This window comes from Streptomyces sp. NPDC050287, from assembly GCF_044459385.1.
Taxonomy (GTDB): Bacteria; Actinomycetota; Actinomycetes; order Streptomycetales; family Streptomycetaceae; genus Streptomyces.
In genome coordinates, this window is record NZ_JBITIY010000010.1 from 251889 (window position 1) to 275499 (window position 23611).

The window sequence follows — 23611 nt, forward strand, 5'->3', positions numbered from 1 at the left end:
TCAGTCCCCGGGGCGCCTGCGCAGCAGATACGTGTCCATGATCCAGCCCTTGCGCTCCCGCGCCTCGGCACGCAGCCGCTCGATACGGGGCGCGGCCTCGGCGATCGGACCGGCGGCGAGGATCTCGTCCGGCGTACCTATGTAGGCGCCCCAGTAGATGTCGATGTCCTGGTCGGCGTACTGACGGAAGGTCTGGTGGGCGTCGAGCATGACGACCACGTCGTCCACGCCCTCGGGGAATCCCTCGGCGAGCCGGCGGCCCGTGGTGATCTGCACGGGCCGGGCGACCCGGTTCAGCCCGGTGCGGTGCCGGGCGACCAGCGCCGAGACACTGCTGATCCCGGGTACGACGTCGTACGTGAAGTCCACCTCGCCCCGGTCGAGGATCTCGTCCAGAATGCCGATCGTGCTGTCGTACAGTGCGGGATCCCCCCACACCAGGAACGCACCGCTCTCGTCCGCTCCGAGCTCCTCGGCGATCAGCCGGGCGTAGATCCCGGCACGGGCACTGCGCCAGTCCCCGACGGCCGGCGAGTACGCGGCGCCGCCCGCCGCCCGGTCACGCTCCGGGTCCCGCGCCTCGACCACGCGGTACGTCCCCTCCGGCACATGCGCGTCCAGCATGTCCCGGCGCAGCCGCACGAGGTCCGCCTTCGCCTCGCCCTTGTCCAGGACGAAGAACACGTCCGTGCTCCGCAGCGCCTTGACCGCCTGCAGGGTCAGCTGGTCGGGGTCGCCCGCGCCGATACCGATGACATGAATCTTTCGCACGCCCCGAGTCTGCCTCACGGCACCGACATTCCGATCACCGAGTCTGTTCGGGGCCTGCGGCTTCCGCGGTGGCAGGGGTCGGGGCGGCGAGCGATAGCCGCGCCGGTGCCCCGGCATCCTCGCCGGTGATCCGGCACCCGCGCCGGTGATCCGGCACCGGCGCCGGGGATCGGTGCTGAAAGCCGTGGGCGCGACCCGTCCGCGCCTACGACGACCCGGCCCGTCCCCGAAGCCGCGGCGCCCGAGCCCCCGCGTCCACGCTGCCGCCGTCCCGCTCCACGTCCTCCGCCAGCCCCCGCGCCCAGGTCGCCAACCCCGCCAGATCCATGTCGTACGGCCGTCGGCGTCCGGTCTCCGACGCCCACTCCGTCACGGCCCCCGCACCGCGTCGCAGCAGTCGGGCGCCGCCCGTCACGTTGCCCCGGGCGGTGTGGGTGAGGCCCACGGCGAGCTGGGCGAGGCCGCGCCACAGCTCGCGTTCCTCCTCGGGGCCCGACTTCCAGGCGTCCTCGAAAACCTCGTGCGCGTGGAACGGCTTGCCCGCGTCCAACAGCTTCTGCGCCTCGGCGACGCTCTCCTCCGGGGCGCGGACAACGCCCTCGGGCTGTCGCTCCACGCCGTCCGCGCCGTACGGCAGCGGTCGCCCGAGCCCGTCCCGGGGCCGGGCGTTGCGGGCCCGCCCCTCGTCGTCCCGGTCCCGTGCGCCGATCTGTCGCCCTGCGGATGCGCTGCCCATACGTCGATTGTGCCGCGCCCGGCACGAAGGGCCCCGGCCGCCCCGCGCCCGCCTTCGAGGAGGCCTCCGACGTGCGGTAAAGTTCTGTTCGCACGTTCCCGCACCTCGTCGCGGGAAGCGCATCGGGACGTGGCGCAGCTTGGTAGCGCACTTGACTGGGGGTCAAGGGGTCGCAGGTTCAAATCCTGTCGTCCCGACTCGTGAGAGTCGCAGGTCAGGGCCCGTTTCGGAGGCATTCCGAAACGGGCCCTTGATCATTGTTGGGGACCAGGACCAGGACCAGGACCAGGACCAGGACCGGCAGCGAGCGCTGTACGCGGGGCGCGCTGAGGTGTGCGGAGAGCGCTGATCCGGCAGCCATGCAAAGGGGATCAGGTTCGTCAGCCGGTCGGCCAGAGCAGGCCAAGATCTGCGGCTGGACTGCAACTCACGTCAGGGCAAAGCCACTTACAGCCGTCCCGCGGCAATGCGCTCGCTTACGATCCTCGGCGTGTGCGCAAACATCCTGGTCGCAGAAGACGACACGAAGCAGGCAGAACTGGTGCGCCGTTACCTGGAGCACGAGGGACACGCGGTCATGGTCGTCGAGGACGGCCGTGCGGCTCTCGAGGAGGTGCGGCACCGGGAACCCGACCTGCTGGTTCTCGACGTGATGATGCCCAGGGCCGACGGCCTCGACGTGGTGCGGATCCTGCGTGCCGAGTCCCGGGAGGTACCGGTGCTGATGCTGACGGCCCGCAGCACCGAGGACGATCTGCTGCTCGGGCTGGATCTGGGCGCCGACGACTACATGACGAAGCCGTTCAGCCCGCGTGAACTGGTGGCCCGGATACGCACGCTGCTGCGTCGCAATCGGCGTTCCGCCGCCCCAGTACCCGCCCCCGCCCCGGTACCCGTACCCGTACCCGTGCCCATTTCCCTGCCCGCGCCTGCCCTCGTCGAGGACGACCAGGCGTTGTCGGTCGGCACGCTCAGGGTCGATCTCGTGCGGCACGAGGTGTCGGTCGGCGGGAGCCCGGTGGTGTGCACGCCCGGCGAGTTCCGCATCCTCGCCGCGATGGCGGCGGAACCCGACCGGGTCTTCACCAGACAGCAGCTCCTGGCTCGGCTGCACGGCTTCGACACGTACATCAGCAGCCGCACCGTCGATGTGCACGTCATGAACCTGCGCAAGAAGATCGAGCGCGCCCCGCGAAGGCCGGTCCGGCTGCTCACGGTTTTCGGCGTCGGCTACAAGCTGACCGACCCGGCGAAGGGCGCACGCCGTGCGTCGTCGTGACAAGCGTGACCGGCGTGACCGGCACGACCGGCACGACCGGCACGACCGGCACGACAAGCGTGACCGGCGGACGCGACTGCCGCTCCGCAAGAGCCTGCTCGGCCGGTTGCTGACCGTCTCGGCGCTGGTGGCCTCGTGCTCGGTCGCCGCCACCGCCTGGCTCGCCGTGCAGACGACGTCCGTCGCGATCCGCCAGGAGCAGGGGCAGAACCTCAGTGCCGACGCGAAGATCTACAACACCCTGCTGGGTTACGCGGCCGGCCATACCGGCTGGGACGGCGCCGCCGCCACCGTGCGCGAACTGGCCCGGCAGTCCGGGCGCCGGATCGTGCTGACCACGGAGGACCGGCAACCGCTCCTCGACTCCGCCGACGGCACCTCGTCCACCTCCTCCACCTCGACGCTGCCGCGGCAGGCGTCGGCGGTCGTCGACCCCCTGTCGGTCGACACGGTGCTGGTGCCCGACGCCGTTCCGGTCGGCTCGGACCGCGTCGACCCACGGGCCGTGGGGCCGTTCCTGCTGCCCGCGAAGGAACGTGCGGCCCTGCGCAAGGCCACCGCCCGGAGCGTGGAATGCCTCGCCTCGGCCGGTATCGCCGCGGATGTCGTCGAGAGCCCGAGCGGACGGCCCCGGATCCAGTTCGTGAGCGACGGCACCGACCGCTCCCTGGAGCTGAAGTGTCTGGCAGCCAGCGGGGCCGCCGAGCCCACCACCACCGAGAAGAAGGCCCTGCGCGCGCTCGAACTGCTCGCCGACGCCTGCCTGAAGCGGCAGGGCCGCACGGGCGTGAAACTGAACCTGGGCCTGTCCTGGGACCGCGGATACGGCCAGGCGGGCACGGACGCCGGCCAGGCGGCACCGGTCCCCGTGCCGGAGACCGGCCTCAGCGACGAGGTGGCGGCCGAGCGGCAGCTGGCAGAAAAGAGGAAAGCGGACGCGGCCGACAGCCCGGTCGACGCGCCAAGGACCTGGGACAGCGGGGACGACCGGGCCGTGGCCGCGTGTGTCGTCAGCGCCCGCCGCGAACAGCTCTCGGGGTATGTCGCCTTGCCCGCCCTGCTGTTCATCGACGGCCCCGGCGCGGTCAGCGTGCCCGGGTTCGACCTTTCCCCGGCCAACACCGCACGCATCGCGGGTGTCACGGCCCTCGTCCTCGCCCTCACCGTCGGTGCCTCGGTGATCGCCGGAGCCCGGCTCGTACGCCCGCTGCACGCGCTCACCGGCGCCGCTCAGCGGATGCGGGACGGTCTGGACTCGGCGCCCGTGCCGGTCGGCGCGGACAACGAGATCGGACGGCTGGCGGCGGCCTTCAACGACATGGCCGCGCACCGGACCCGGCTGGAGGAACAGCGCAAGGTCATGGTCAGCGACGTCGCCCACGAGCTGCGTACCCCACTGAGCAACATCCGCGGCTGGCTGGAGGCCGCCCACGACGGTCTGGCCGAGCCGGACCCGGCGTTCGTCTCCTCGCTCCTCGACGAGGCGGTGCAGCTCCAGCACCTCATCAACGATCTGCAGGACCTGGGGGCGGCCGACGCGGGCGCGCTGCGGCTGCACCTGGAGCCGGTACGCGTGGACGACCTGCTCGGCCAGGTCGCCGCGGCCCACCAGGGACCGGCCGAGACCGCGGGCGTCACCGTGCGGGTCGCCAAGACGACCGGGTCGGCTCTGTCGCGGACCCGGTCGCCTGCGCCGCTGATCGAGGCCGACCCCGTCCGGTTGCGGCAGGCCGTGAGCAACCTGCTCTCCAACGCGGTACGCCACACACCGCCGGGCGGCCGGGTGACGCTGCGTTCGTACGTCAACGACGCCGGGGACGAGGTGGCCGTGGAAGTGGCGGACACCGGCAACGGCATTCCGGCGGACGACCTCCCGCACGTGTTCGACCGCTTCTGGAGAGCGGAGAAGTCCCGCAACCGCAGCACCGGCGGCAGTGGACTGGGCCTGGCGATCGTCCTCAAGCTCGCCGAGGCGCACGGCGGCACGGCAGACGTGGTCAGCACCGAGGGACAGGGCTCGGTCTTCACCCTGAGGCTGCCGGCCCTGCCAACCCCACAGAACCCGCCGGCCCTGCCGGATCCGCCGGCCCTGCCGGACTTCGGTGGCGGCGGCCCTCCCCGGCCCTGATGCGATGACCATGGCTCTCTGACAGCTTCTTCACAAGTAGCAGCAAGTCTTCGGTCATGCCCGCGCCACCGAGGCCGGGCCAGAACTGGAGTCATACATGTCCCGCCAGCTCACCCTGCGTCTCGCCGTGCTGACCGCCGTGGCCACCGGCGCGCTGCTCACCCCGGCCACCGCTGCCCTCGCCGCCACACCGAGCCCGTCGACGTCCGCCAAGCCGTCCGACGACGCGGACGCGGCCAAGAAGAAGGCCGAGGACGTCAGGAAGGCGAAGGAGGCAAAGGCCCAGGAGCAGAAGAAGGAGGCGGTGGCCGAGGCCCGGAAGGCCGAGGACGCCAAGCGGATGCCGCGCGGCGGCGTCGCCGCGGGCGAAGCCGTGGCCGGCGACAGCGGTACCGACACGACCGCCCTGGCCGGTTCGGCCGCCGGCGCCCTCCTCCTCGCGGGCGCGGGCACCTTCGTGGTGCGCCGCCGCGCCGCCGCACGGCGCGAGGGCTGATCCGGCCCGCCGCCCCACCCGTACACCTGTGGCGCCGTCCCCCGTCGGGCGGCGCCACCGCTTGTTGCACCCACCCCTGCTCTGGAGTCCGTCGTGTCCCCTGCACACCCTCCGGTACGGCGCTTCGGCTCGCTGCCGGTCCTCGCCCGCCTCGCCCTCGTCGTCCCCGTGGCCCTCATCGTGCTCACCGGTTGCTCGTCCGCCGCCCCCGACAAGGCCCCCGCCCCGGTCTCCGTCACCGCCTCCGGCACCCCCTCGCCCGTCAGCGACGTCGCGCGGACCGAGCGGCCGGCGGCGCCCGCCAAGGTGGCCATCCCCTCGATCGGGATCACCAGTTCCCTGATGGAGCTCGGCCTCAACACGGACGGAACCGTCGAAGTCCCCCCGGCCGAGAAGGGCATGACCGCCGGCTGGTACACCGGCGGTTCCGTGCCCGGCGAACCCGGGGCCGCCGTCATCATCGGCCACAACGACACTCGCTACGGCAAGGCCGTCTTCCACGACCTCCACAAGATCACCGAGGGCGCGGACATCACCGTCACCGACGCGCGGGGAGACTCGGCGCACTTCACCGTCACCGGCACCGAGAGCGTCAGCAAGCACTCCTTCCCCACCGAGAAGGTCTACGGCCCCACTCAGGACCGCGCCCTGCGGCTGATCACCTGTGACGGCGACTTCGACGCCCAGGGCCACCCGGTGAACAACCTCATCGTCTACGCGACACTGAAGTGAGGGCCGGTGACGGCCCTCCCCGGTGCCCGCCCCGCTCACCCGTCGCGAAAGGGGGCCGCAGGGCCGCCGGCGTCCGTGCGGTGCCGGTCGGGGCCTGTACGGCGGCCTCCAGGTCCGCGGCCACGGCCCTCCAGGACGCCGAAGTCGCACCTCGCGGGGTTCCGGTCCAGCCGTACCACGGCACGCTCCGGCGACCGGTCCGCTCGGATCACCAGCCGGGCGGCTCGACGTCCATGCTGACGCTGCGCCCGGGCGAGGCACAGGTCACGGTCGTCGATCCACACCCTTGCATGGCCTGTCAGCCCTTCCCGCCGGATGGTGACGGCGGGCTCGGTCGAGGCATGTCGCGCCGCCGTGTCGCTGCCGCGGCACCGGGCTGACCGCGGGGCCCTTGACCACAACGGCAGCTACGCGCCGCCGCGCGGCCAGATGGTGCCGGAGGCATTTAATTCGGCCATGCACCTCTCTTTCGGCATTCGGCCTCGCGGAACTCAACTCGACCGGAAAGCAACTGGACCGGAAAGCAACTGGACCGGAAAGCAACTGGACCGGAAAGAACCTGGACCAGAAGGAAATGGGAGCGATCCCGCCGTGGGGAATCCGGCACGGAGCAGCAGTGATGAATCGTGGCTTTCTTGCGCTCGGCCAAAAGGCAGGGTGTGTCCCTCTTCGGGTGGCGAGGGTCACCCGAAGGGCTTATTTCTGCTGCGCGAGCCAGTCGGCGAACGTGGTCTCCGCGATGTGCGCGTCCGCGCCCGGCAGGAGCGTGTTCTCCTGCAACTCGGCGCCCCAGTACGTCGCCTGTGGGTCCGTGACGATCTCGCGGGGGTCGTTCTGAGCGGCGAGTCCCATACGGATGAACTCCTCGAGCTGGAACGCCTCGGGGCCGGCTACCTCCACCACACCGCCCACCGGGGCACCGACCGCGGAACGGACGACGGCGGCGGCCACGTCGTCGGAGACGATGGGCTGGATCCCGGCGGCGGGCAGGCGCACGGTGTCGCCCTCGGTGACCCCGTCGGCGAGCCCCTTCGCGAACTCGAAGAACTGGGTGGCGTGGACGATGGTGTAGGGGATGCCGGACGCCTTGACCAGCTCTTCCTGGACCTGCTTGGCACGGAAGTACCCGCTCTCCTGGAGGCGGTCGGTGCCGACCACGGACAGCACCACGTGGTGCGTCACACCGGCACCCCCCTCCGCCTTCAGGAGGTTGGCCGTGGAGGTCCGGAAGAACTCCATGACCGCCTCGTCATCGAACGAGGGGGAGTTGGACACGTCGACCACGACTGACGAGCCCTGCAGGACGTCGGCCAGCCCTTCGCCCGTCAGCGTGTTGACGCCGGTGGTGGGCGCGGCGGCGACCGCCTCGTGTCCGTGCTCGCTGAGCCCGGCGACCACCTTCGAGCCGATGAGCCCGGTCCCACCGATCACTACCACCTTCATGTCACTACCACCTTCATGACGGAATTCCTCTCGGAGTTTTCTGGAAACTTCGGTCTGCATGATAGGAGTCCGGGCAGTGACCTTGCTTGTGACACTCGGTCCGCGGAATCCGACCTGTTCGGCAAGTTTTCCTTCGGTCGAGACCTGCTCCGTCAGAGTTGCGTGCGACGCGCGTCTCGTCCACTCGTCCGGTGGTGGCGAGAAGAAGACTCGGACCACCCTGAGCACGGGCTCCGGCCGATCCTCTCGGGGCGGTCTCTGTGGGCTCTGCGGGATCAGTTACGTGACACCAGCCGAGCCAGAGTCACCGGCCCGGGGGCGAAGCAGCGGTAGTAGGACACGGGGCGGGTGTAGCGGTGCCGGTAGGCGGACCCGCAAGTCTGCTACGACATGACTGCGACCCGACTGGGACGTCGATTCGACGCGGGCACAGCACAGTCGGCTCCATGACGCACATTCAGCTGCCCAGAGCCGCCTCGTCGACCGCCGGGCGCCGGCCGTATGTGCCCGCATTGGACGGGTTGCGCGGCATCGCGATCCTCGGCGTTCTGCTGTTCCACACGGGCCACCTTTCCGGTGGTTTCCTCGGGGTGGATCTCTTCTTCGCCCTGTCCGGTTACCTCATCACCGACCTGCTGCTGCGGGAGATCGAAGCGACCGGAGCCCTGTCGCTGGGCGCCTTCTGGGGGCGGCGGATCCGGCGTCTGCTGCCCGCGCTGGTGACCATGCTCGCTTCTGTCACTGTGCTGGTCTGGGCGGTGGGGCCACCGGACATCGTGCGGACCACGCTCGCGGACGGTCCGTGGGTGCAGTTGAACCTGGTCAACTGGCATCTGCTTGCGGAGTCGGCCAGCTACTGGGACCGATTCGGCCCGGACCGGGTGTTCGAGCACTTGTGGAGCATCGCGGTCGAGGAACAGTTCTACCTGGTGTGGCCGGTGATCGTGCTGATCGTCGCCCGGTGCGGGCAGCGGACGGATGTGGGCCGCCGGGTCGCGGTGACAGCGGCGGTGGCCTCCGCCGTGTCGCTGGTGCTGATGGTCGCTCTCGTCGACCCGGCGGACCCGACCCGGGTCTACACCGGCACCGACACCCGGGCATTCTCGCTGCTGCTGGGCGCCGTGATCGCCACCCCACCAGTGCGTGCGCTGCCGGCGCGTGCGGCCGGCCGATGGGCGGGTGCGGTGTCGGTGCTGTTGGCGGCCGGGATCGGCGCGATGTGGTTCCTCGTGGACGGCGTGGACTCGTCAGGGCTGTTCACCGGCGGACTGTTCGCGCACTCGCTGGCCGCCGCGCTGCTGGTCGGGCTGGTCGTGCGGGCTCCGCGGGGGCCGGTCGCCACAGTCCTCGCCCGGCTGCCACTGCGGTGGCTGGGACTGATCTCCTACAGCCTGTACCTGTGGCACTGGCCCGTCTTCGTACTGCTCTCCCCGCAGCGGACGGGACTCGGCGGGTGGTCCTGGACGCTCGTGGTGTGCGCCGTGTCGATCGGTCTGGCCGCGCTGTCGAAGTACCTGGTCGAAGACCCGATCCGGTTCCGCGCCGAATGGGCCAGGGGGCGTGGCGGGTTGCTCGCGTTCGCAGCGCTCATGGCCGGCCTCACCATGCTGTGGCTCGCGCTGCCCGCCCCGGCCCCGCCCACCATCGACATCACCAAACTGCGCTGATCACCTGCCCACCTCGTCATCTGATCAGTGGGCAGGTCCGCCGCTCGTCCGACTCCGGGGTGGGCTGTATGAAGCTGACCCGTACCTTCATGCTCTTCGACCCGCCGCCCTGCACATGGACGCCGAGAGCCGTGCACACGATCTGGTCGATGCCCAGCGGGGTCACATCGTGGATCGTGATCGGCACCATGAGCTGCATCACCCCCGGTGCGGTGGTCACCACGGTCCGAGTCGTCGCGTCCGACGCGATCTCCGTGCGCAGGCCCGAGTCGCCGGGCCCGGAAAACAGCAGTGCCAGCGCCTCGGAGATCGTGCCCAGGCGGCCGGTTCGCCGCAGCCGCGGCCGCAGTTCGTCGTGCGCGTCGACGAAGTACAGCGTCGTCCCGCGCGCCAGGCCGGTCGGGGGCTCACCCCCGTCGGCCACCCTGGAGGGCTGGACTCCACAGCCCGCGAGCAGCGCAGTGGCCACCGCCCACCAGATCCGCTTCACAGCTCCTCCACGTCCCGCGGCAGCCACAACACGAATCGCGCACCGCCTCCTTCGGCGTTGCCCGCAGTGAGGCCGCCGCCGTGCAGACGGGCGTTCTCCTGCGCGATCGCCAGCCCGAGCCCACTGCCCGGAGTACGGGTGCGAGCGGCGTCGACCTTGTAGAAGCGGTCGAACACGTACGGCAACACGTGCTCGGGCAGGCCCGGTCCGCTGTCGGTGACCTCGATCCACACATGCTCGGGGGAGGCCTGGACGTGCACGCGCACCGGCGGTTCGCCGTGCCGCAGTGCGTTGCCGACCAGGTTGGCCACGATGACGTCCAGTCGACGCCGGTCCACCCGCGGCAGGATCCCGTGCGGTGCCACCAGTTCGACCCGGTCCAGCCAGTCCCGGGCGCGCAGGCAGTCCCGTACGGCACCGGCCACTTCGACCTCTTCCACCCGCAGCTGGGCGGTGCCGGCGTCGAAGCGGGACACCTCCATCAGTTCCTCGACGAGCCGGACCAGCCGGTGGGTTTCGGTGATCGCCAACTGCGCGGACTCCCGGGCGTCCGCCTCCATCCCGTCGGCCGTGGTGGCCAGCACCTCCACCACCGCCGTCAGCGTGCTCAGCGGGGTGCGCAGTTCATGCGAGACATCGGCGGCGAATCTCCTCGCGTCGGCCTGCATCCGCCGCATCGCCGCCATCGACGTCTGCACCGACTCCGCCATCTCGTTGATGGTGACGGTCAGTTCGGCCAATTCGTCGGCGCCCTGGGGCGGCGACCGCGCCTCGAGGTCGCCCGCGGCCAACCTGCGTGCGGTGTCGCGCAGTTCACGCACCGGGCGCAGCACGCTGCCCGCGGCCAACAGCGCCAGCAGCAGCGCCGGAGGCAGCGCCAAGGCGGCCGTGCCGGCCGCGGACCTGGCGAGACCGTCGATCTGCTCCTCGACACCGGTCAGGTCGCGCACGCTGTACACCTCGATGCCCGACGGGGTGCGGGTACCGTCCGTCGCCGTGATCGTGACGGGCGTGCCGACCAGGAGCCACGGCCTGCCGCGGGCAATGATGCGCTGTGTGACGAGCCGTTTCCGGGTGCGCACGGCGTCGCGCAGCGTATCGGTGACCAGTTCGCCGGCGCCGCCGTCCACGGAGCTCAGGTTCCGGTAGGTCACCAGGGTGTTCGCGCCGACGGCCGCGCGCAGCCGGTCCAGTGAACCCTGGTCCGGCGGATAGGCCAGCTGGGGAGTGGTCGCGCCGATCTGGCTGACGATGGTCTCGGTGAGCCGTGCCTGAGTCGAGGTGACCAGCGCGGTGCTTGCTGTTCTGGCACTCGACCAGGCCGCCGCGGCGGCACCGAGCACGGTCACCAGCGTGAAGGCGATCAGCTGCCGGGCACGTAGCCCGCGTGGCCACAGCCGTCGGTTCATACCGGTCCGAACCGGTAGCCGAACCCGCGTACGGTCTGCACGTACTCGGGGGTCGCAGGATCGGCCTCGATCTTCGCCCGCAGCCGCTGTACGCAGTTGTCGACCAGCCGGGAGTCACCGAGGTAGTCGTGCTCCCACACCTCCTGCAGCAGTTGCTGTCGGCTGAACACCCGGCCGGGAGTCCGGGACAGGGTCAGCAGCAGCCGCAGCTCGGTCGGTGTCAGCATCACCGGCGTGCCGTGCAACGACACCGTCAGCGTCATGGTGTCGATGTGCAGGTCGCGGTGGACCCGTAGGTCGTCGGGTGTGCCGGGGGCGCGGCGCAGCACAGCGCGGATCCGCGCGTCGAGCACGGTGGGCTGGGCCGGCTTGACGACGTAGTCGTCCGCGCCCGCCGCCAGACCGCTCACGACGTCGAAGTCGTCGCCACGCGCGGTGAGCATGATCACGGGTGTTTCGCATGCCGCCCGGATACGACGGCACACTTCGAATCCGTCGATGCCCGGCAGCATCAGGTCGAGCACCACCAGGTCCGGTACGGACGTGTGCAAGTCATGCAGCCCGTCCTCGCCGGTGTCCGCCGTGCGGACATCATGGCCATGTCGACCGAGCGCGAGTTGGAGCCCGCGCCGGACCAAAGGATCGTCCTCGATGATAAGAATCTCCGCCACCCTTGCAGTATCGGCAGTGCCCGGACCGGCCGTCGGTGGTGGCGGTCTCTGCGACACAACCGCGACATGACGGCGGAAGCGACGGGACACAGCGGCGGCACCGTCGAGGCCATGACCAAGACACGAAATCTCTTCTTCGGCCTGACCGGTCTGCTCCTGATGACCGCCGCCTGTTCCGGCCAGTCCACCGGTTCCGGCCGGCCGGCGTCCGACGTGTCAGCCGGAGGGGGGCAGTCCGCCGGGCCGGGCCTGTCCGAGGTGCTCTTCATGGGCGACTCCGTCGCGGTGGGCGAGGCGCTGCCCCTGGCCGCCGCGTTCAAGGCCGGCGGCGTCGGGTTCCAGTCAATCGCCTCCGACGGCGGCGGGAACGTCGTCGGACCGTTCTCCGACAAGAACTGGAAGACGCTGCCCAAGAAGATCACCTCTGCCGAACCCACCGTGGTCGTCTACCAGCTCACCACCTACGACTGGGGCAGCCGAAAGGAGCAGCGGGCCGCCTACGAAAAGCTGCTGACCACGGTGACCGGCACCGGCGCGAAACTGGTCTTCGTCACCGCGCCACCGATCAAGCCCGACGACTTCTACCGGCCGCACATGACCGACCTGGACCGCGCCCCTGGCGTCGCCCGAGCGGTCGCAGCGGGTTCCTCCGGCAGGGCGAGCATGCTCGACTCCGGTGCGGTGTGGGGAAGTACCTACCAGCGCGTCAAGGATGGCCGGGCCGACCGCAGCGCCGATGGCATCCACACCTGCCCGCAGGGTGCCGCCCGCTTCACCGACTGGCTGCTCGCCCAGTTGGCGAAGCAGTTCCCCGGCTTCACCCCTCCGAATGCGCAGGCCTGGGCCAACACCGGCTGGTCCGCGGACCAGCACTTCAAAGGCTGCTGACCGCACAGGCAGGATGCCGGAGCGTGTTCTGGCTCGGGACCCGGGACCGCCGGATGAAGAATCAGCCTTTGATCATCCGGCTCGTGTACGGCCCCGGGTCGGCCGGGAGCCCGCGACGGCCCGGATATCCACCCGGTCGCTGCGACGGGACTGCGGCGCGATTTGGACGCCGGTCGTACGCGGTCGGTGAAGAGTGTCCGGCCCCGCTGGAGCGTGATCGCCCTGGTCGCCTACGCGTTCCTGGCCACCGCAGCCGCCCTCGAACGCACCGCACAGGCCACCCGCGACGATCCCTGCGAGGCCGACCCGTCCCCTCAGCAGCCACGAACTCCTCCGCCTGCCGCGGGCCTTGATCCTTCCGCCGCCCGGACGAGACCGCGACCACCTGCTGTGGTGGTCCACCTGGCGCCGACGACATCAACACCGCGCCCGCCTCTGCCACCGCCGCCGGCACGCGCCCGCCGACACCACACCATGATCAGAAAGGTTCACCAACGGCTGTCTACAACTGCCGTATCAGTCAAGGAGGATGTGCCGCAGCATCCGGGTGAGATGTTCGGTGAGTTGCTCGGGTGGCATCGAGGCGAGTGGTTCGGTTCGTGCGATGTACCGGCTGAAAGCCACGCCGATCATGTGTGACCCCACGAGTGCGACCCGGGTGTCCAGGTCGTCGCCGGCCGCTGCCGGGGCGCCGGCGCAGAGCACGGACCGGTAGACGGCGGCGCTGTGCTCCTGCATCGCGACCAGGAGGTGAGCGGCGGCGCGTTCGTCGGACGCGGCGCTGCGCACGAGGGCGATGAGGGGGTCGTGGACGGCGTCGGTCTCCATCCGCTGGACGAAGGCGTGGGCGATCCGGTCGGGCAGCGTCGCCCGGTCTCCGGCCGCTACCCGCTCCAGGTCGCGGTTGCCTGGTACCGCCGCGAGGAAGAGCCGTTCCTTGGACGAGAACTGACGTGAGATCAGGCCGTGGGTGACACCGGCCCGGCCGGCGATCTCACGGAGGGTGGTGCGGGCGTAACCGCGCTCGGCGAAGGTGTGGCGGGCCGCCTCCAGGATGGCTGCCCGGTGCCCCTCCGGGTCCCGCCGGCGCTTGCGCGGCGGCTCCTCGGGCGTCTCCCGGTCGTTCATGGCGACTCCTTCATGTGATCACTGTAGTGCCGGTCGTCGAGGTCCTCGTCGGAGTCCCGGCGGGCACTGTTACTCTTAATATCCAAGTGGCCATTAAGTTTCTCGGGATCCCTGGGAGAGATGGAGTCTGTGTTGGTGAGCACGAATCCGCCGGAGTCCGCGGCGATCGCCGAGACCCGCCTGCTGCACAAGATGCACCGGGCCGCGACGCCCCTGCTCGCCGACGCCGCGCAGCGCGACACCGCGCCGCCGGACGGGCCGGCTGAACTGCGTGACTACCAGGCCTGGACGGAGTTCTCCCGTGCGGTGATCGCCTCGGCTCCCCCGATGGGTGCCCACCTCCACATCGGCTTCTTCGAGCAGGTGGGCACGCCCGCCGAGCTCGAGGCGGTCGCGGCGAACCTGCCGCACGCCGTTCTTCCGCTCGTCCCGGCCATGCGTGAGCAGGCCCGCACCACCCTGAGCAACCTCCGGACAACCCACGACGCAAGGACGGTCACGGCATGACCAGCACGCTCATCGTCGGCGGCAGCGGCGGCCTGGGCGGCGTGATCGCCCAGCACTTCGCCGATCGCGGCGACGCCGTCACCATCACCAGCAGGGACAAGGCGCGGGCGGAGGCCACCGCCGCCCGGATCGGTGCCGGCACCCGAGGGCTGGCCCTGGACCTTGGCCGGCCGGAAACGATCAGCGCCTCGCTGGCCGGTGTGACGGACGTCGACAACGTCGTCATCACGGCCGTCGGACAGGCCGCGAACACGCTGGCGCGGTTCGACATCACGGACGCCGTAGCGGCCGTGACCATGAAACTCGTCGGCTACGCCGAAACCGTCCGCGTGCTGCGTGACCGGTTCAACCCGGGTGCCTCCGTCGTGCTCTTCGGCGGGCTCGCCAAAGAACGCCCGTACCCCGGCTCGACGGTCGTCACCACCTTCAACGCCGGAATCTCCGGCCTGGTGAAGACCCTCGCGGTGGAGATGGCCCCGCACCGCGTCAACGCCCTGCACCCGGGTCTGATCGGTGACAGCCCCAAGTGGCGCGACGTTCCCGACCCACCCCACTCGGCTCAGACCCCGATCGGACGGCTGGTGACGATGGCCGAGATCGCCGACGCCACCGACTTCCTGCTCCGCAACACCGGTATCAACGCCCACGACCTGCACATGGACGGCGGCCTGCTGGTCACCTGAACCCACGACACCACGGGGGGCCGCCCGGACCGACCTCCTCCTCGCGAGGGGCCGGTCCGGTCCGGCCGCCGCGGACGAGCTCGGCGGTTACGTGAGGGAGCGCGCTGCGGCGGCCCGGGTCAGGGTGGTCGCGGTCCGTACGGCGCTGGTGACGGCCTCCTCCGGAGCGAGCCCGCACAGATCGGTGAGGGTGAACAGCGCCTCGGCGCTCACGACCACCGCCAGGTCCCGCTTGAGCTGGGCGAACGCGTCCGGGTCCGTGGCGCCGAGAGTGTCCTCGAGGGGGAGGAGCGCATGGTCGATGAGTCCGAAGCGAATGCCCGGTCGTGTGGGCACCGTCTCCGGCCGGGTGATGGTGGCAGCGATCATCGCGCGTACCGAGCCCTGCCGGGCGAGGATGCCGCGGAGCAGGAACTCGCAGGCGAAAGCGATGCGTTCGACGGGGTCGGTGGAGTCCGCGACCGGTGCGAGGGCCTCGGCGGGGGGCGGCCAGACGCCGGCCAGGGCCTCGCTGATCAGTGACGGGAGGTCGGGGAAGTACCGGTAGGCGGTGGCCTCGGAGACCAGGGCGGCGCGGGCGATCGCGGGCATGGTCACCTCGGCGCCCGTGCCGATGAGTTCCCGGGCGGCAGCCAGGATCGCCGTCCGCGTGCGCTGCTTCTGGTTGGTGCGGCCGGTGCCCGCCTGCGCCGTCATGGTGCGACTCCTCCTGGTCCCTTGTTCCCGGTTGTTCTCGTCCTCGTTCTCGTCCTCCCGCTGCGAGAATCGTCGACATCCTAGCATCGGGCCCTCGTTACGAGAGTTCACTTGCAAGAAGAGGGCCGACTTCCTTATCTTGCGAGAGTCGGCTTTCGCGAAGGATGTGACGCCGTAGTGGCGTCGGGCGGGGCAGGCAGCCGGAACCCGGCGGAAGAGACCAGCCGTGAGGTCGTAAGGCCACCAAAGCTCCTTTCATGGACGGCAGTTGTTCGCATATGACAAAACACGTGCTCCGCTATGCTCGGCCCCGTTCGAGCGAACGACGGCCGAACGGCCATAGAGTCGGCGGCCACTGAACCAGTGACGACCGGCGGGCGCCCAGTCCACCGGGAAGGAAACGTGAGAGCACGTGATATCCGAAGACGGCGATCACCAGGCGGCGACGCGTGCGGCACGCGGCTCGGAACGGCTGATCGCCGGTCGGTATCTGCTCCGCGCTGTCCTCGGCAGGGGCGGCATGGGCACGGTCTGGCGCGCCCACGACGAGTTGCTGGACCGCCCGGTCGCCGTCAAGGAACTGCACATCCTCACCCACGGCGACGAGGAGCACCGTATCCGCCTGCGCCGTGCGATCCGTGAGGCGCGGGCCGTCGCCCGGGTGCCGCACCCGCACGTGGTCGGCGTCCACGATCTGGTCGAGTCCGAGGACCGGCTGTGGATCGTGATGGAACTCGTCGAAGGGCCCTCGCTGGCGGACCGGGTCGCCGAGTCCGGACCGCTGACCCCGCAGCACACCGCCGTCCTGGGTCTGCAGTTGCTCGACGCGCTGGAGGCCGTGCACGCGGCCGGCACCCTGCACCGTGACGTCAAACCCGCCAACGTGCTGCTGCGCGGCGACGACACCGCCGTCCTCACCGACTTCGGCATCGCCGCCCTGGACGACGGCGAGTTCCTGACGACCACCGGCGAACTGGTCGGTTCCCTCGAGTACATGGCTCCCGAACGGGTCATGGGATCGGAGGTCGGCCCGGCCTCCGATCTCTGGTCCCTGGGGGCGACCCTCGCCACGGTCTGCGGCGGTCAGTCCCCGTTCCGCAGACCGGCACGGCCCGCGACGCTGCACGCGGTGGCGTACGAGGAACCCGTCCTTCCGCAACCGCTGGGCCCGTTGCGGCCGGTCGTCGATGCGCTGCTGCGCAAGGCTCCGGACGAGCGCCCTTCGCCGGCCGGCGTGCGTTCCGCGCTGCGGCGCGTCGCGGCGGGGGAGGCGGATGCCGGGCCGCTGCCGACGCCGACCGTGCGCGTGTCGCGGCCCTCGGACCCGTTGGCCGACGCGGAAACCGTGACCAGCGGCCAGGTCGTCCCGACGGGGGAGGCCGCGCCGACGGCACGGCACACCACGTCACTCAAGCCCGCGCACCGGCAGCCGTCCCGCCCGAGGGGCGGGAAGGGACTGTGGTGGGCACTGGCATCTGCCATGGTGCTGGCAGCGGGAGCCGTGGGCGCTCTCTTCCTCACCGGGGTACTGCCGCCCAACGAGGACCCGAAGACGACGACCACCAGTCAGGTCGTCCGGTCCACGACCGGCTGGCAAAAGGTGACCGGAGCAGCCGTCCAGCGAGGAGACCGGGTCACCGTACAGTTCGTGTCGGGTGAGTGGACGGTCGACTACCGGAGCAAGCCCCTGACCGGGCCGGCCGGTTACGACGCGAACACCGACAGGTCCCTCGACGGGGCGAAGAGCTGCAAGGTCAAGCCCGCGGCCAGATTCGGCGCGCTGCTGGCACGCCTCACCGCTCAGCCGAAGGCCCCCCTCCACACCGTCGGACGGAAACTGACCTTCCGGGCCGCCGAGACCGGAACCCTGCACCTGAGCATCAACGACGCCGCGGGCCCCTGCTCCCAGGACAACAGGGGCGCACTGACCGTGCGGGTGAGCGTCACGCACCAACCGTGACAGGCGGCTGCTCCAGCAGCTGCGAAGGCCGTGATGCCCCGCTGCTGTCCGGCTGAGTTCTTCCGCCGCAGAGGTCGGCCCCGGGACAGAAATCCCCAGGAGGACTCGCCTACGTCGTCTGCCTCGCCGGCGCCGACCGCCTGGGCTCCGCGCCCGGCACGGATACCGCCACGCCTCGCCTTCGGCGACACCTCACGCAACGGCCGGCGTCGCCTGCCGCACTGTCCGCTGCGCCGAAGAGGACGCGGTCGCCCGGCACCGGAGGCGCCATCACGGACCAACTCGGTCCCCGATACCCGCGAACCACTCTTGACCGACCGTGCCGCCCCGGTGGTGGGTCCGACGCTTCGCGAAGTCCGGCGGCCCCGCCGGCCGCGTTGCTCACCCCCGGACCCGGGGTCGGCGCCCGCGCGCCGGCCGGCACAGCCGGCTCCAGCCCGGGCGTGCGGTGCCCGCACCGACGTCAGGACCGCGCTGTGAGGGCCGTCAGATAGCCCCGCAGCATGGTCTTCGCCTCGTCGAGCAGAGCCGTGTCGCCCTGTGGGTCGCGGCGGAACGCCTCCTGGGCGAGGGCGTCGGCGGCGAGGACCGCGGCGTGACAGGCCCGGGCGAGCGCCTCGTCGTCGCGCGGCAGGGGGACGTCGAGGGCGAGCAGGACGCGGCGGATCCCGTCGGCCATCCGGCGCTTGTGGGCGCGGTCGGCGGCCCGGGTCCGCTCGGTCAGGCCGCTGCCGAACCAGAGGGCCCGGAAGCCGTGTTCGGTGCGGTAGATCTCGGCATAGGCGTCGACGAGGACACCGACCGGGTCCTCCCAGCGCTCCACCGTCGCGGCCTCGACCAGGGTGTCCATCGTGGCTTCGAGCTTGGCGAAGTAGCCCGCCGCGAGCGCCTCGATGATCGCGCCGCGGTCGGGAAGGTACTGGTACAGCGACCCCACCGACACCTTCGCCTCCGCCGCGATCCGGGTCGTGGTGAGCGCCCCCGTCCCCTCGTCGATCAGGACGCGCTCGGCGGTCTCCAGGACCCGGGCCAGGCGGGCCCTGCTGCGCGCCTGCTGGGGCGTACGCCGGAGGGAGGCGAGACCGGCCGCCCGGTCGAGGCCCGCGGTGGGCTCGCTCACGCGAACAACCTCCAAAGGTGAACGTGACATTGTTTCAGGTTTACGTTACCGTCGCGCGCATGACCGACTCAAGCTCGGAACTGAGCGAGGAGCGGGCCGCCGTGGCGGACGCCTGCCGCCGTCTGGGAGCCGAGGGCCTGCTCATCGGGACGGCGGGGAACGTCAGCGTGCGGGTGGGCGAGCGGGTCGCGATCACCGCCACCGGCGCGGTGCTCGCCGCGCTGACCCCGGACCAGGTGAGCGTCGTGGACCTCGACGGCAAGGTCGTGGCAGGCACCCTGCGGCCGACCTCGGAGCTGGATCTGCACCTCGGCGTCTACCACCGCCACGGCGCCGGCGCGGTCGTCCACACCCACGCCCCCATGGCCACCGCCCTTTCCTGCGTGCTCGCCGAACTCCCGTGTGTCCACTACCAGTTGCTCACACTCGGCGGCACCGTACGGGTGGCACCGTACGCCACCTTCGGCACCCCGGAACTCGCCGAGTCGGTGCTCACCGCGCTCGACGGCCGCAGTGCCGTCCTGATGGCCAACCACGGCGCCCTCACCCACGCGCCGACCCTCGACAAGGCGGTCGAGCACGCGCTGCTGCTGGAGTGGGCCTGCGGTGTCTACCAGCGCGCGGCCGCGCTCGGACCGCCCCGCGTCCTCGACGAGCGGCAGCAGCTCGCGGTGATCGAGGCCGCCGTCGCCCGGAACTACGGCACCACCCAACCCGTACCACCCGTGCAGAAGGGAACCCGATGAAGGCGCAGCAGGTCGTCACGATGGGCGTGCACGTACTGGACGTACTGGTACGGCCGGTGGAGGCGATACCCGAGGGCCAGGGCGCGACGCTGGTCGACGACATCAGGATGACCGCCGCCGGAACCGCCGGCGGCACCGCGCTCACCCTGGCCAAGCTCGGCGCGTCCGTCCGCACCGCCGGCGCGATCGGGACCGACCCCACCGGTGACCTGCTGGTGCAACTGCTGAACCGGGCGGGAATCGACACCGGGTTGCTGGTCCGCCGCTTCGACACCTCCACCTCCGCGAGCGTCCTGCCCATCCGCCCCAACGGCGACCGGCCCTCCCTGCACCTGCTCGGCGCCAACGTCACCTACGGCCTCGACGACGTGCCCTGGGACGCTCTCGCCGAGGCCACCCATCTGCACCTCGGCGGCCCGGAACTGATCGGCGTCGACGTGGCCGCGCGCATCCTGTCGTACGCCAAGGAGCACGGCGTGGTGACCTCCATGGACCTCCTGGCGCCCGGTGTGCTCGGCAGCTTCGACCAGATCGAGGAGGCGCTGCCGTACGTCGACCACCTGCTCCCCAACGACGACCAGCTCCTCGGCTTCACCGGTGCGGACGACCTGCTGACCGGTGCGGAGAAACTCCGGGCCGCCGGTGTCGGCGTGGTCGCGGTCACGCGCGGCGCCGACGGCGCACTCCTGGTCACCGCCGAGGGCACCGAAACGGTCCCGGCCTTCGCGATCGACGTCGTCGACACGACCGGGTGCGGTGACGCGTTCTCCGCCGGCTACCTGCGCGGCGTGAGCCTGGACCGTACCCCGCGCGAGGCCGCCGTCCTCGGCTGCGCGGCGGCGGCACTGGTGGCGCAGGGCCTCGGCAGCGACCACGGGGACTTCGACCTCACGGTCGCCGACGAGTTCGCCGCGACCCGCAAGCCGCGCACCTGATCAGCCCGGTCGACGCCTGGGTCCCGGCCCACCGCTACGGCAACGGCGTGCCGCCCGTCGCGTTGACGATCTCCGCGGTGATGAAGGACGCCTCCTGAGACGCCAGGAAGACGTACGCCGGGGCCATCTCGGCGGGCTGGGCCGGGCGGCCCAGCGGGGCCTGCTTCCCGAACTCCACGGTGTCCGGCATGGTCGCGGGGATCAGCGGGGTCCACACCGGGCCCGGCGCGACCGCGTTGACGCGCACACCCCGCTCGGCCAGCATCTGGGCCAGCCCCTGGGTGAAGGTGACGATGGCACCCTTCGTCATCGCGTAGTCCAGCAGATGCGGACTGGGCTTGTACGCCTGCACGGACGTGGAGTTGACGATGCTGCCGCCCTCCGGGATGTGCGGCAGCGCGAACTTCGACAGCCAGAACATGCCGTACAGGTTCGTCCGCAGCACCCGGTCGAACTGCTCGGTGGAGATGGCCTCGATCCCGTCGGGCTGCGACATCTGGAACGCCGCGTTGTTCACCAGCACGTCGATCCGGCCGAACTCCTCCACGGCCCGGTCGATCAGCGCCCGGCAGTTGCCCTCCTCGCGGATGTCACAGGGCACGGCCACCGCACGCCGCCCCGCGTCCCGCACCCAGCGGGCGGTCTCCTGGGCGTCGTCCTTCTCGTCGTCCAGATGGGTGAAGAGGACGTCGGCGCCCTCCCGGGCGAACGCGATGGCCACCGCCCGGCCGATCCCCGAGTCACCCCCGGTGATCACGGCCTTGCGGCCCTCCAGCCGGCCACTGCCCCGGTAGGACTCCTCGCCGTGGTCCGGGGGCGGGTCCATCGGTCCCGTCCAGCCGGGATGCGGCTGGTCCTGGGACGGGAACTCGGGCTGCGGATGACGCTCGGCGGGGTGCTCCGGTGCGGTCACGGCGTTGCTCCCTTTCGTCCTGGTCCCGGGCGCGCGGGACACGGCTCGCTGTGCGAGGCGCCGAGTACCCGGTCCGCGGTGGTGGAAGCGGAAGTGGTAGAAGCGAGCATGACCAACTCGCTCCTCCCCGTCCTTCCGGCAGGCCCCCGATGACCGCCGGCGTCGACACCCCCGACCGCCGGGGCCGCACCGGCCTCGACCGCACCGGCCGGGACCTCACCGGCAACCCGCGGGTCAGGGTGCGGGACGTGACCCTGCTGTCCAGCCACTGGTACGTCGAGCGCGCCACCACCTTCGACTACCTGCGCGCCGACGGCACCTGGAGCACCCAGCAGCGCGAGACGCACGACCGCGGCAACGGCGCCACGATGCTCCTGTACGACGCCGACCGCGAAACGGTGCTGCTCACCCGGCAGTTCCGCTTCCCGGTGTACGTCAACGGCCACCCCGACGGCATGCTGATCGAGACCCCTGGCGGGCTTCTCGACGACGAGGACGAGCACCCGGAGATCGCCGTACGCCGCGAGGTCGTCGAGGAGACCGGGCACACCATCGGCGAGGTACGGCACGTCTTCGACGTCTACATGAGCCCCGGCTCGGTCACCGAACGCGTCAGCTTCTACGCCGCCGCCTACGGCCCCTCGACCCACACTCACGAAGGAGGCGGCCTGGACGAGGAGGGCGAGGACATCGAGATCCTCGAACTCCCCTTCCGCCGGGCCCTGGAGTTGATCCGGACGGGCGAGATCGCCGACGCCAAGACGATCATGCTGTTGCAGTGGGCGGCGCTGGAGGGCCCGTTCGCCCGCCGCACGTGAAGTCCCTTGACTTGGAGCGCGCTTCAAGATGAAGACTCCCGTTCGTGCCCCGAGTGCGGGCACGAACGGGAGGGACGACCATGAAGTACCGCACGATCGGCACCGACCCGGCCCACCGCCGGGAGGTGAGCGCGCTCGCGCTCGGCGCGATGCTGTTCGGTTCCCGGACCGACGAGGAGACCGCCTTCGCCGTACTCGACCGGTATGTCGAGGCAGGCGGCACCTTCATCGACACCTCCGACAACTACGCCTTCTGGGAGGACGGCGGCCAGGGCGGGCAGAGCGAGGAACTCCTCGGCCGCTGGCGGCGCAGCCGCGGCATCGGTGGCGAGATCGTCATCGCCACCAAGCTGGGTGCCCGTCCCCTGGCCCCCGGCACGAGCTACGTCGACAACCCGGAAGGCCTGTCGGCGAAGGTGATCCGTGAGTCGGCGGAGCGCAGCCGCGAGCGTCTCGGCGTGGAGAAACTGGACCTGCTCTACGCCCACATCGAGGACCGCACCGTCCCGCTCGCCGAGACCGTCGAAGGCTTCGCCTCACTGGTCGCGGAGGGCACGGTCGGCCTGCTGGGCGTCAGCAACCACGCCGTCTGGCGGGTCGAACGCGCCCGCGCCCTCGCGACCGCCGCCGGCCTGCCCGGCTACGAGGTTCTCCAGTACGAGCACAGCTACCTCCGCCCCCGCACCGACCTCCCCGACGGTCTCTTCCCCGACGGCACCCTGGGCGCCGCGGGCCCCGACCTGCTCAGCTACCTGCGCGCCGAGCCCGCCCTGACCCTGGTCGCCTACTCGCCCCTCCTGAAGGGCGCCTACACCCACCCCGAACGCCCCCTGCTGCCCGGCTACGACCACCCCGGCACGCCCGCCCGCCTCACAGCCCTGCGCGAGGTGGCCCGGGACACCGACGCGACCGTCAACCAGGTGGTCCTGGCCTGGCAGCTGGGCGGCGCACTGCCGATCATCCCGCTGGTCGGGGTGTCGTCGGTGGTCCAGCTGGAGGAGAACCTGGCGGCGGTGGAACTGGAACTGACCCCCGACCAGCGGGCACGGCTGGACGGGGCGCACTGAGGACACCGCTCGCCGTCGGCACGGTGCGCTCCGCTGTCGCCGCCAAGCAGGCCGGGCAGGCCGGGCAGGAGACGGGCCCGGCGGGCGGCCGCGGAGACTCCCCGAGGAGCAGGCCCAGGGAAGCTTGAGCGGGCGTCGGGAGCACCAGTGCTCGAGCGGTCCGGGAGCGCAGCGGCATCCGAGTGCCGGTGCTCAGAAAGGGACCGCCCGCCCCCACCCGCCCAGCGCTCCGCAGCATGCCGTGCTTGGCGTCGATCACGGTCTTCTTGCGCGCCTGCGCGCGTGCGCGTCGGCATGCCCGCATCCCGCCCGACCGAAGCGGCGGGCG

At 71.1% G+C, this 23611-nt stretch carries 23 protein-coding genes and 1 tRNA gene; 14 read left to right on the plus strand and 10 right to left on the minus strand.

The features are described 5' to 3' along the window. On the minus strand, positions 1 to 771 hold the full coding sequence (cobF, locus tag ACIBK3_RS32270; protein ID WP_399370949.1) for a precorrin-6A synthase (deacetylating): 771 nt from the start codon (positions 769 to 771) through the stop codon (positions 1 to 3). A gap of 205 nt (positions 772 to 976) precedes the next feature. Beyond that, entirely contained in the window at positions 977 to 1507 is a 531-nt protein-coding gene (locus ACIBK3_RS32275; protein WP_399370951.1) for a DUF309 domain-containing protein, read from the minus strand. A gap of 123 nt (positions 1508 to 1630) precedes the next feature. Between ACIBK3_RS32275 and ACIBK3_RS32280 the strand changes: the two genes are divergently transcribed. The 5 genes from ACIBK3_RS32280 (at position 1631) to ACIBK3_RS32300 (ending at position 6142) form a co-directional block, all read left to right on the plus strand. Beyond that, positions 1631 to 1704: transfer RNA gene (locus tag ACIBK3_RS32280), tRNA-Pro, on the plus strand. Positions 1705 to 2012: 308 nt separating this feature from the next. Then, complete coding sequence (locus ACIBK3_RS32285; protein ID WP_399371054.1) at positions 2013 to 2786, plus strand: response regulator transcription factor; 774 nt, start codon at positions 2013 to 2015, stop codon at positions 2784 to 2786. Between the two features lie 76 nt (positions 2787 to 2862). Continuing rightward, positions 2863 to 4914, plus strand: a complete 2052-nt coding sequence (locus ACIBK3_RS32290; RefSeq protein WP_399371055.1) for a sensor histidine kinase — start codon at positions 2863 to 2865, stop codon at positions 4912 to 4914. Positions 4915 to 5011: 97 nt separating this feature from the next. Further along, positions 5012 to 5410 carry a sortase-dependent protein gene (locus ACIBK3_RS32295; RefSeq protein WP_399370952.1) on the plus strand — a complete coding sequence of 133 codons (399 nt, stop codon included), beginning with the start codon at positions 5012 to 5014 and terminating at the stop codon, positions 5408 to 5410. A gap of 93 nt (positions 5411 to 5503) precedes the next feature. Then, the gene (locus tag ACIBK3_RS32300) at positions 5504 to 6142 is read left to right on the plus strand and encodes a class F sortase (RefSeq protein WP_399370953.1); all 639 of its coding nucleotides are present in this window, start codon (positions 5504 to 5506) and stop codon (positions 6140 to 6142) included. Between the two features lie 696 nt (positions 6143 to 6838). Here the strand turns inward: ACIBK3_RS32300 and ACIBK3_RS32305 are convergent. Further along, a complete protein-coding gene (locus ACIBK3_RS32305) occupies positions 6839 to 7585 on the minus strand; it encodes an SDR family oxidoreductase (RefSeq protein ID WP_399370954.1) in 747 nt (248 codons plus the stop codon). A gap of 446 nt (positions 7586 to 8031) precedes the next feature. On the opposite strand from ACIBK3_RS32305, the gene ACIBK3_RS32310 reads away from it, so the two are divergent. Then, positions 8032 to 9252, plus strand: coding sequence for an acyltransferase family protein (locus tag ACIBK3_RS32310; RefSeq protein ID WP_399370955.1), 1221 nt, complete (start codon positions 8032 to 8034; stop codon positions 9250 to 9252). Positions 9253 to 9268: 16 nt separating this feature from the next. Here ACIBK3_RS32310 and ACIBK3_RS32315 read toward each other — a convergent pair whose 3' ends face one another. Genes ACIBK3_RS32315 through ACIBK3_RS32325 form a run of 3 tightly spaced genes read right to left on the minus strand, consistent with a single transcriptional unit; the run spans position 9269 to position 11822 of the window. Beyond that, positions 9269 to 9742, minus strand: a complete 474-nt coding sequence (locus ACIBK3_RS32315; protein WP_399370956.1) for a hypothetical protein — start codon at positions 9740 to 9742, stop codon at positions 9269 to 9271. Beyond that, positions 9739 to 11151, minus strand: coding sequence for a sensor histidine kinase (locus tag ACIBK3_RS32320; protein WP_399370957.1), 1413 nt, complete (start codon positions 11149 to 11151; stop codon positions 9739 to 9741). The genes ACIBK3_RS32315 and ACIBK3_RS32320 overlap by 4 nt, the downstream gene beginning before the upstream one ends. Beyond that, entirely contained in the window at positions 11148 to 11822 is a 675-nt protein-coding gene (locus ACIBK3_RS32325) for a response regulator (protein WP_399370958.1), read from the minus strand. The genes ACIBK3_RS32320 and ACIBK3_RS32325 overlap by 4 nt, the downstream gene beginning before the upstream one ends. A gap of 111 nt (positions 11823 to 11933) precedes the next feature. On the opposite strand from ACIBK3_RS32325, the gene ACIBK3_RS32330 reads away from it, so the two are divergent. After that, the gene (locus tag ACIBK3_RS32330) at positions 11934 to 12710 is read left to right on the plus strand and encodes an SGNH/GDSL hydrolase family protein (RefSeq protein WP_399370959.1); all 777 of its coding nucleotides are present in this window, start codon (positions 11934 to 11936) and stop codon (positions 12708 to 12710) included. A 516-nt stretch (positions 12711 to 13226) separates the two neighbouring features. Here ACIBK3_RS32330 and ACIBK3_RS32335 read toward each other — a convergent pair. Further along, positions 13227 to 13838 carry a TetR family transcriptional regulator gene (locus ACIBK3_RS32335; protein ID WP_399370960.1) on the minus strand — a complete coding sequence of 204 codons (612 nt, stop codon included), beginning with the start codon at positions 13836 to 13838 and terminating at the stop codon, positions 13227 to 13229. A 135-nt stretch (positions 13839 to 13973) separates the two neighbouring features. Between ACIBK3_RS32335 and ACIBK3_RS32340 the strand changes: the two genes are divergently transcribed. Both ACIBK3_RS32340 and ACIBK3_RS32345 read left to right on the plus strand, forming a co-directional pair. Beyond that, the gene (locus ACIBK3_RS32340) at positions 13974 to 14345 is read left to right on the plus strand and encodes a hypothetical protein (protein ID WP_399370961.1); all 372 of its coding nucleotides are present in this window, start codon (positions 13974 to 13976) and stop codon (positions 14343 to 14345) included. Further along, complete coding sequence (locus ACIBK3_RS32345) at positions 14342 to 15028, plus strand: SDR family oxidoreductase (RefSeq protein ID WP_399370962.1); 687 nt, start codon at positions 14342 to 14344, stop codon at positions 15026 to 15028. Before ACIBK3_RS32340 ends, ACIBK3_RS32345 begins: the two co-directional genes overlap by 4 nt. A gap of 87 nt (positions 15029 to 15115) precedes the next feature. Here the strand turns inward: ACIBK3_RS32345 and ACIBK3_RS32350 are convergent, their stop codons facing one another. After that, on the minus strand, positions 15116 to 15724 hold the full coding sequence (locus ACIBK3_RS32350; protein WP_399370963.1) for a TetR/AcrR family transcriptional regulator: 609 nt from the start codon (positions 15722 to 15724) through the stop codon (positions 15116 to 15118). Between the two features lie 412 nt (positions 15725 to 16136). Here ACIBK3_RS32350 and ACIBK3_RS32355 point away from each other — a divergent pair, with 412 nt between their 5' ends. Then, a complete protein-coding gene (locus ACIBK3_RS32355; RefSeq protein WP_399370964.1) occupies positions 16137 to 17684 on the plus strand; it encodes a serine/threonine-protein kinase in 1548 nt (515 codons plus the stop codon). 463 nt (positions 17685 to 18147) lie between these two features. Here ACIBK3_RS32355 and ACIBK3_RS32360 read toward each other — a convergent pair whose 3' ends face one another. Continuing rightward, positions 18148 to 18804 carry a TetR family transcriptional regulator gene (locus tag ACIBK3_RS32360; protein WP_399370965.1) on the minus strand — a complete coding sequence of 219 codons (657 nt, stop codon included), beginning with the start codon at positions 18802 to 18804 and terminating at the stop codon, positions 18148 to 18150. Between the two features lie 59 nt (positions 18805 to 18863). On the opposite strand from ACIBK3_RS32360, the gene ACIBK3_RS32365 reads away from it, so the two are divergent. Together ACIBK3_RS32365 and ACIBK3_RS32370 are read left to right on the plus strand one after the other, a co-directional pair. Beyond that, the gene (locus ACIBK3_RS32365; RefSeq protein ID WP_399370966.1) at positions 18864 to 19550 is read left to right on the plus strand and encodes a class II aldolase/adducin family protein; all 687 of its coding nucleotides are present in this window, start codon (positions 18864 to 18866) and stop codon (positions 19548 to 19550) included. Further along, entirely contained in the window at positions 19547 to 20485 is a 939-nt protein-coding gene (locus tag ACIBK3_RS32370) for a carbohydrate kinase family protein (RefSeq protein WP_399370967.1), read from the plus strand. Before ACIBK3_RS32365 ends, ACIBK3_RS32370 begins: the two co-directional genes overlap by 4 nt. A gap of 34 nt (positions 20486 to 20519) precedes the next feature. Here ACIBK3_RS32370 and ACIBK3_RS32375 read toward each other — a convergent pair whose 3' ends face one another. Then, a complete protein-coding gene (locus ACIBK3_RS32375) occupies positions 20520 to 21398 on the minus strand; it encodes an SDR family oxidoreductase (protein ID WP_399370968.1) in 879 nt (292 codons plus the stop codon). A gap of 149 nt (positions 21399 to 21547) precedes the next feature. On the opposite strand from ACIBK3_RS32375, the gene ACIBK3_RS32380 reads away from it, so the two are divergent. Both ACIBK3_RS32380 and ACIBK3_RS32385 read left to right on the plus strand, forming a co-directional pair. Beyond that, positions 21548 to 22216, plus strand: a complete 669-nt coding sequence (locus ACIBK3_RS32380; protein WP_399370969.1) for an NUDIX domain-containing protein — start codon at positions 21548 to 21550, stop codon at positions 22214 to 22216. Positions 22217 to 22296: 80 nt separating this feature from the next. Beyond that, positions 22297 to 23283: an aldo/keto reductase gene (locus tag ACIBK3_RS32385; RefSeq protein WP_399370970.1), complete on the plus strand. Its 987-nt coding sequence runs from the start codon at positions 22297 to 22299 to the stop codon at positions 23281 to 23283. Positions 23284 to 23611: the final 328 nt, after the last annotated feature.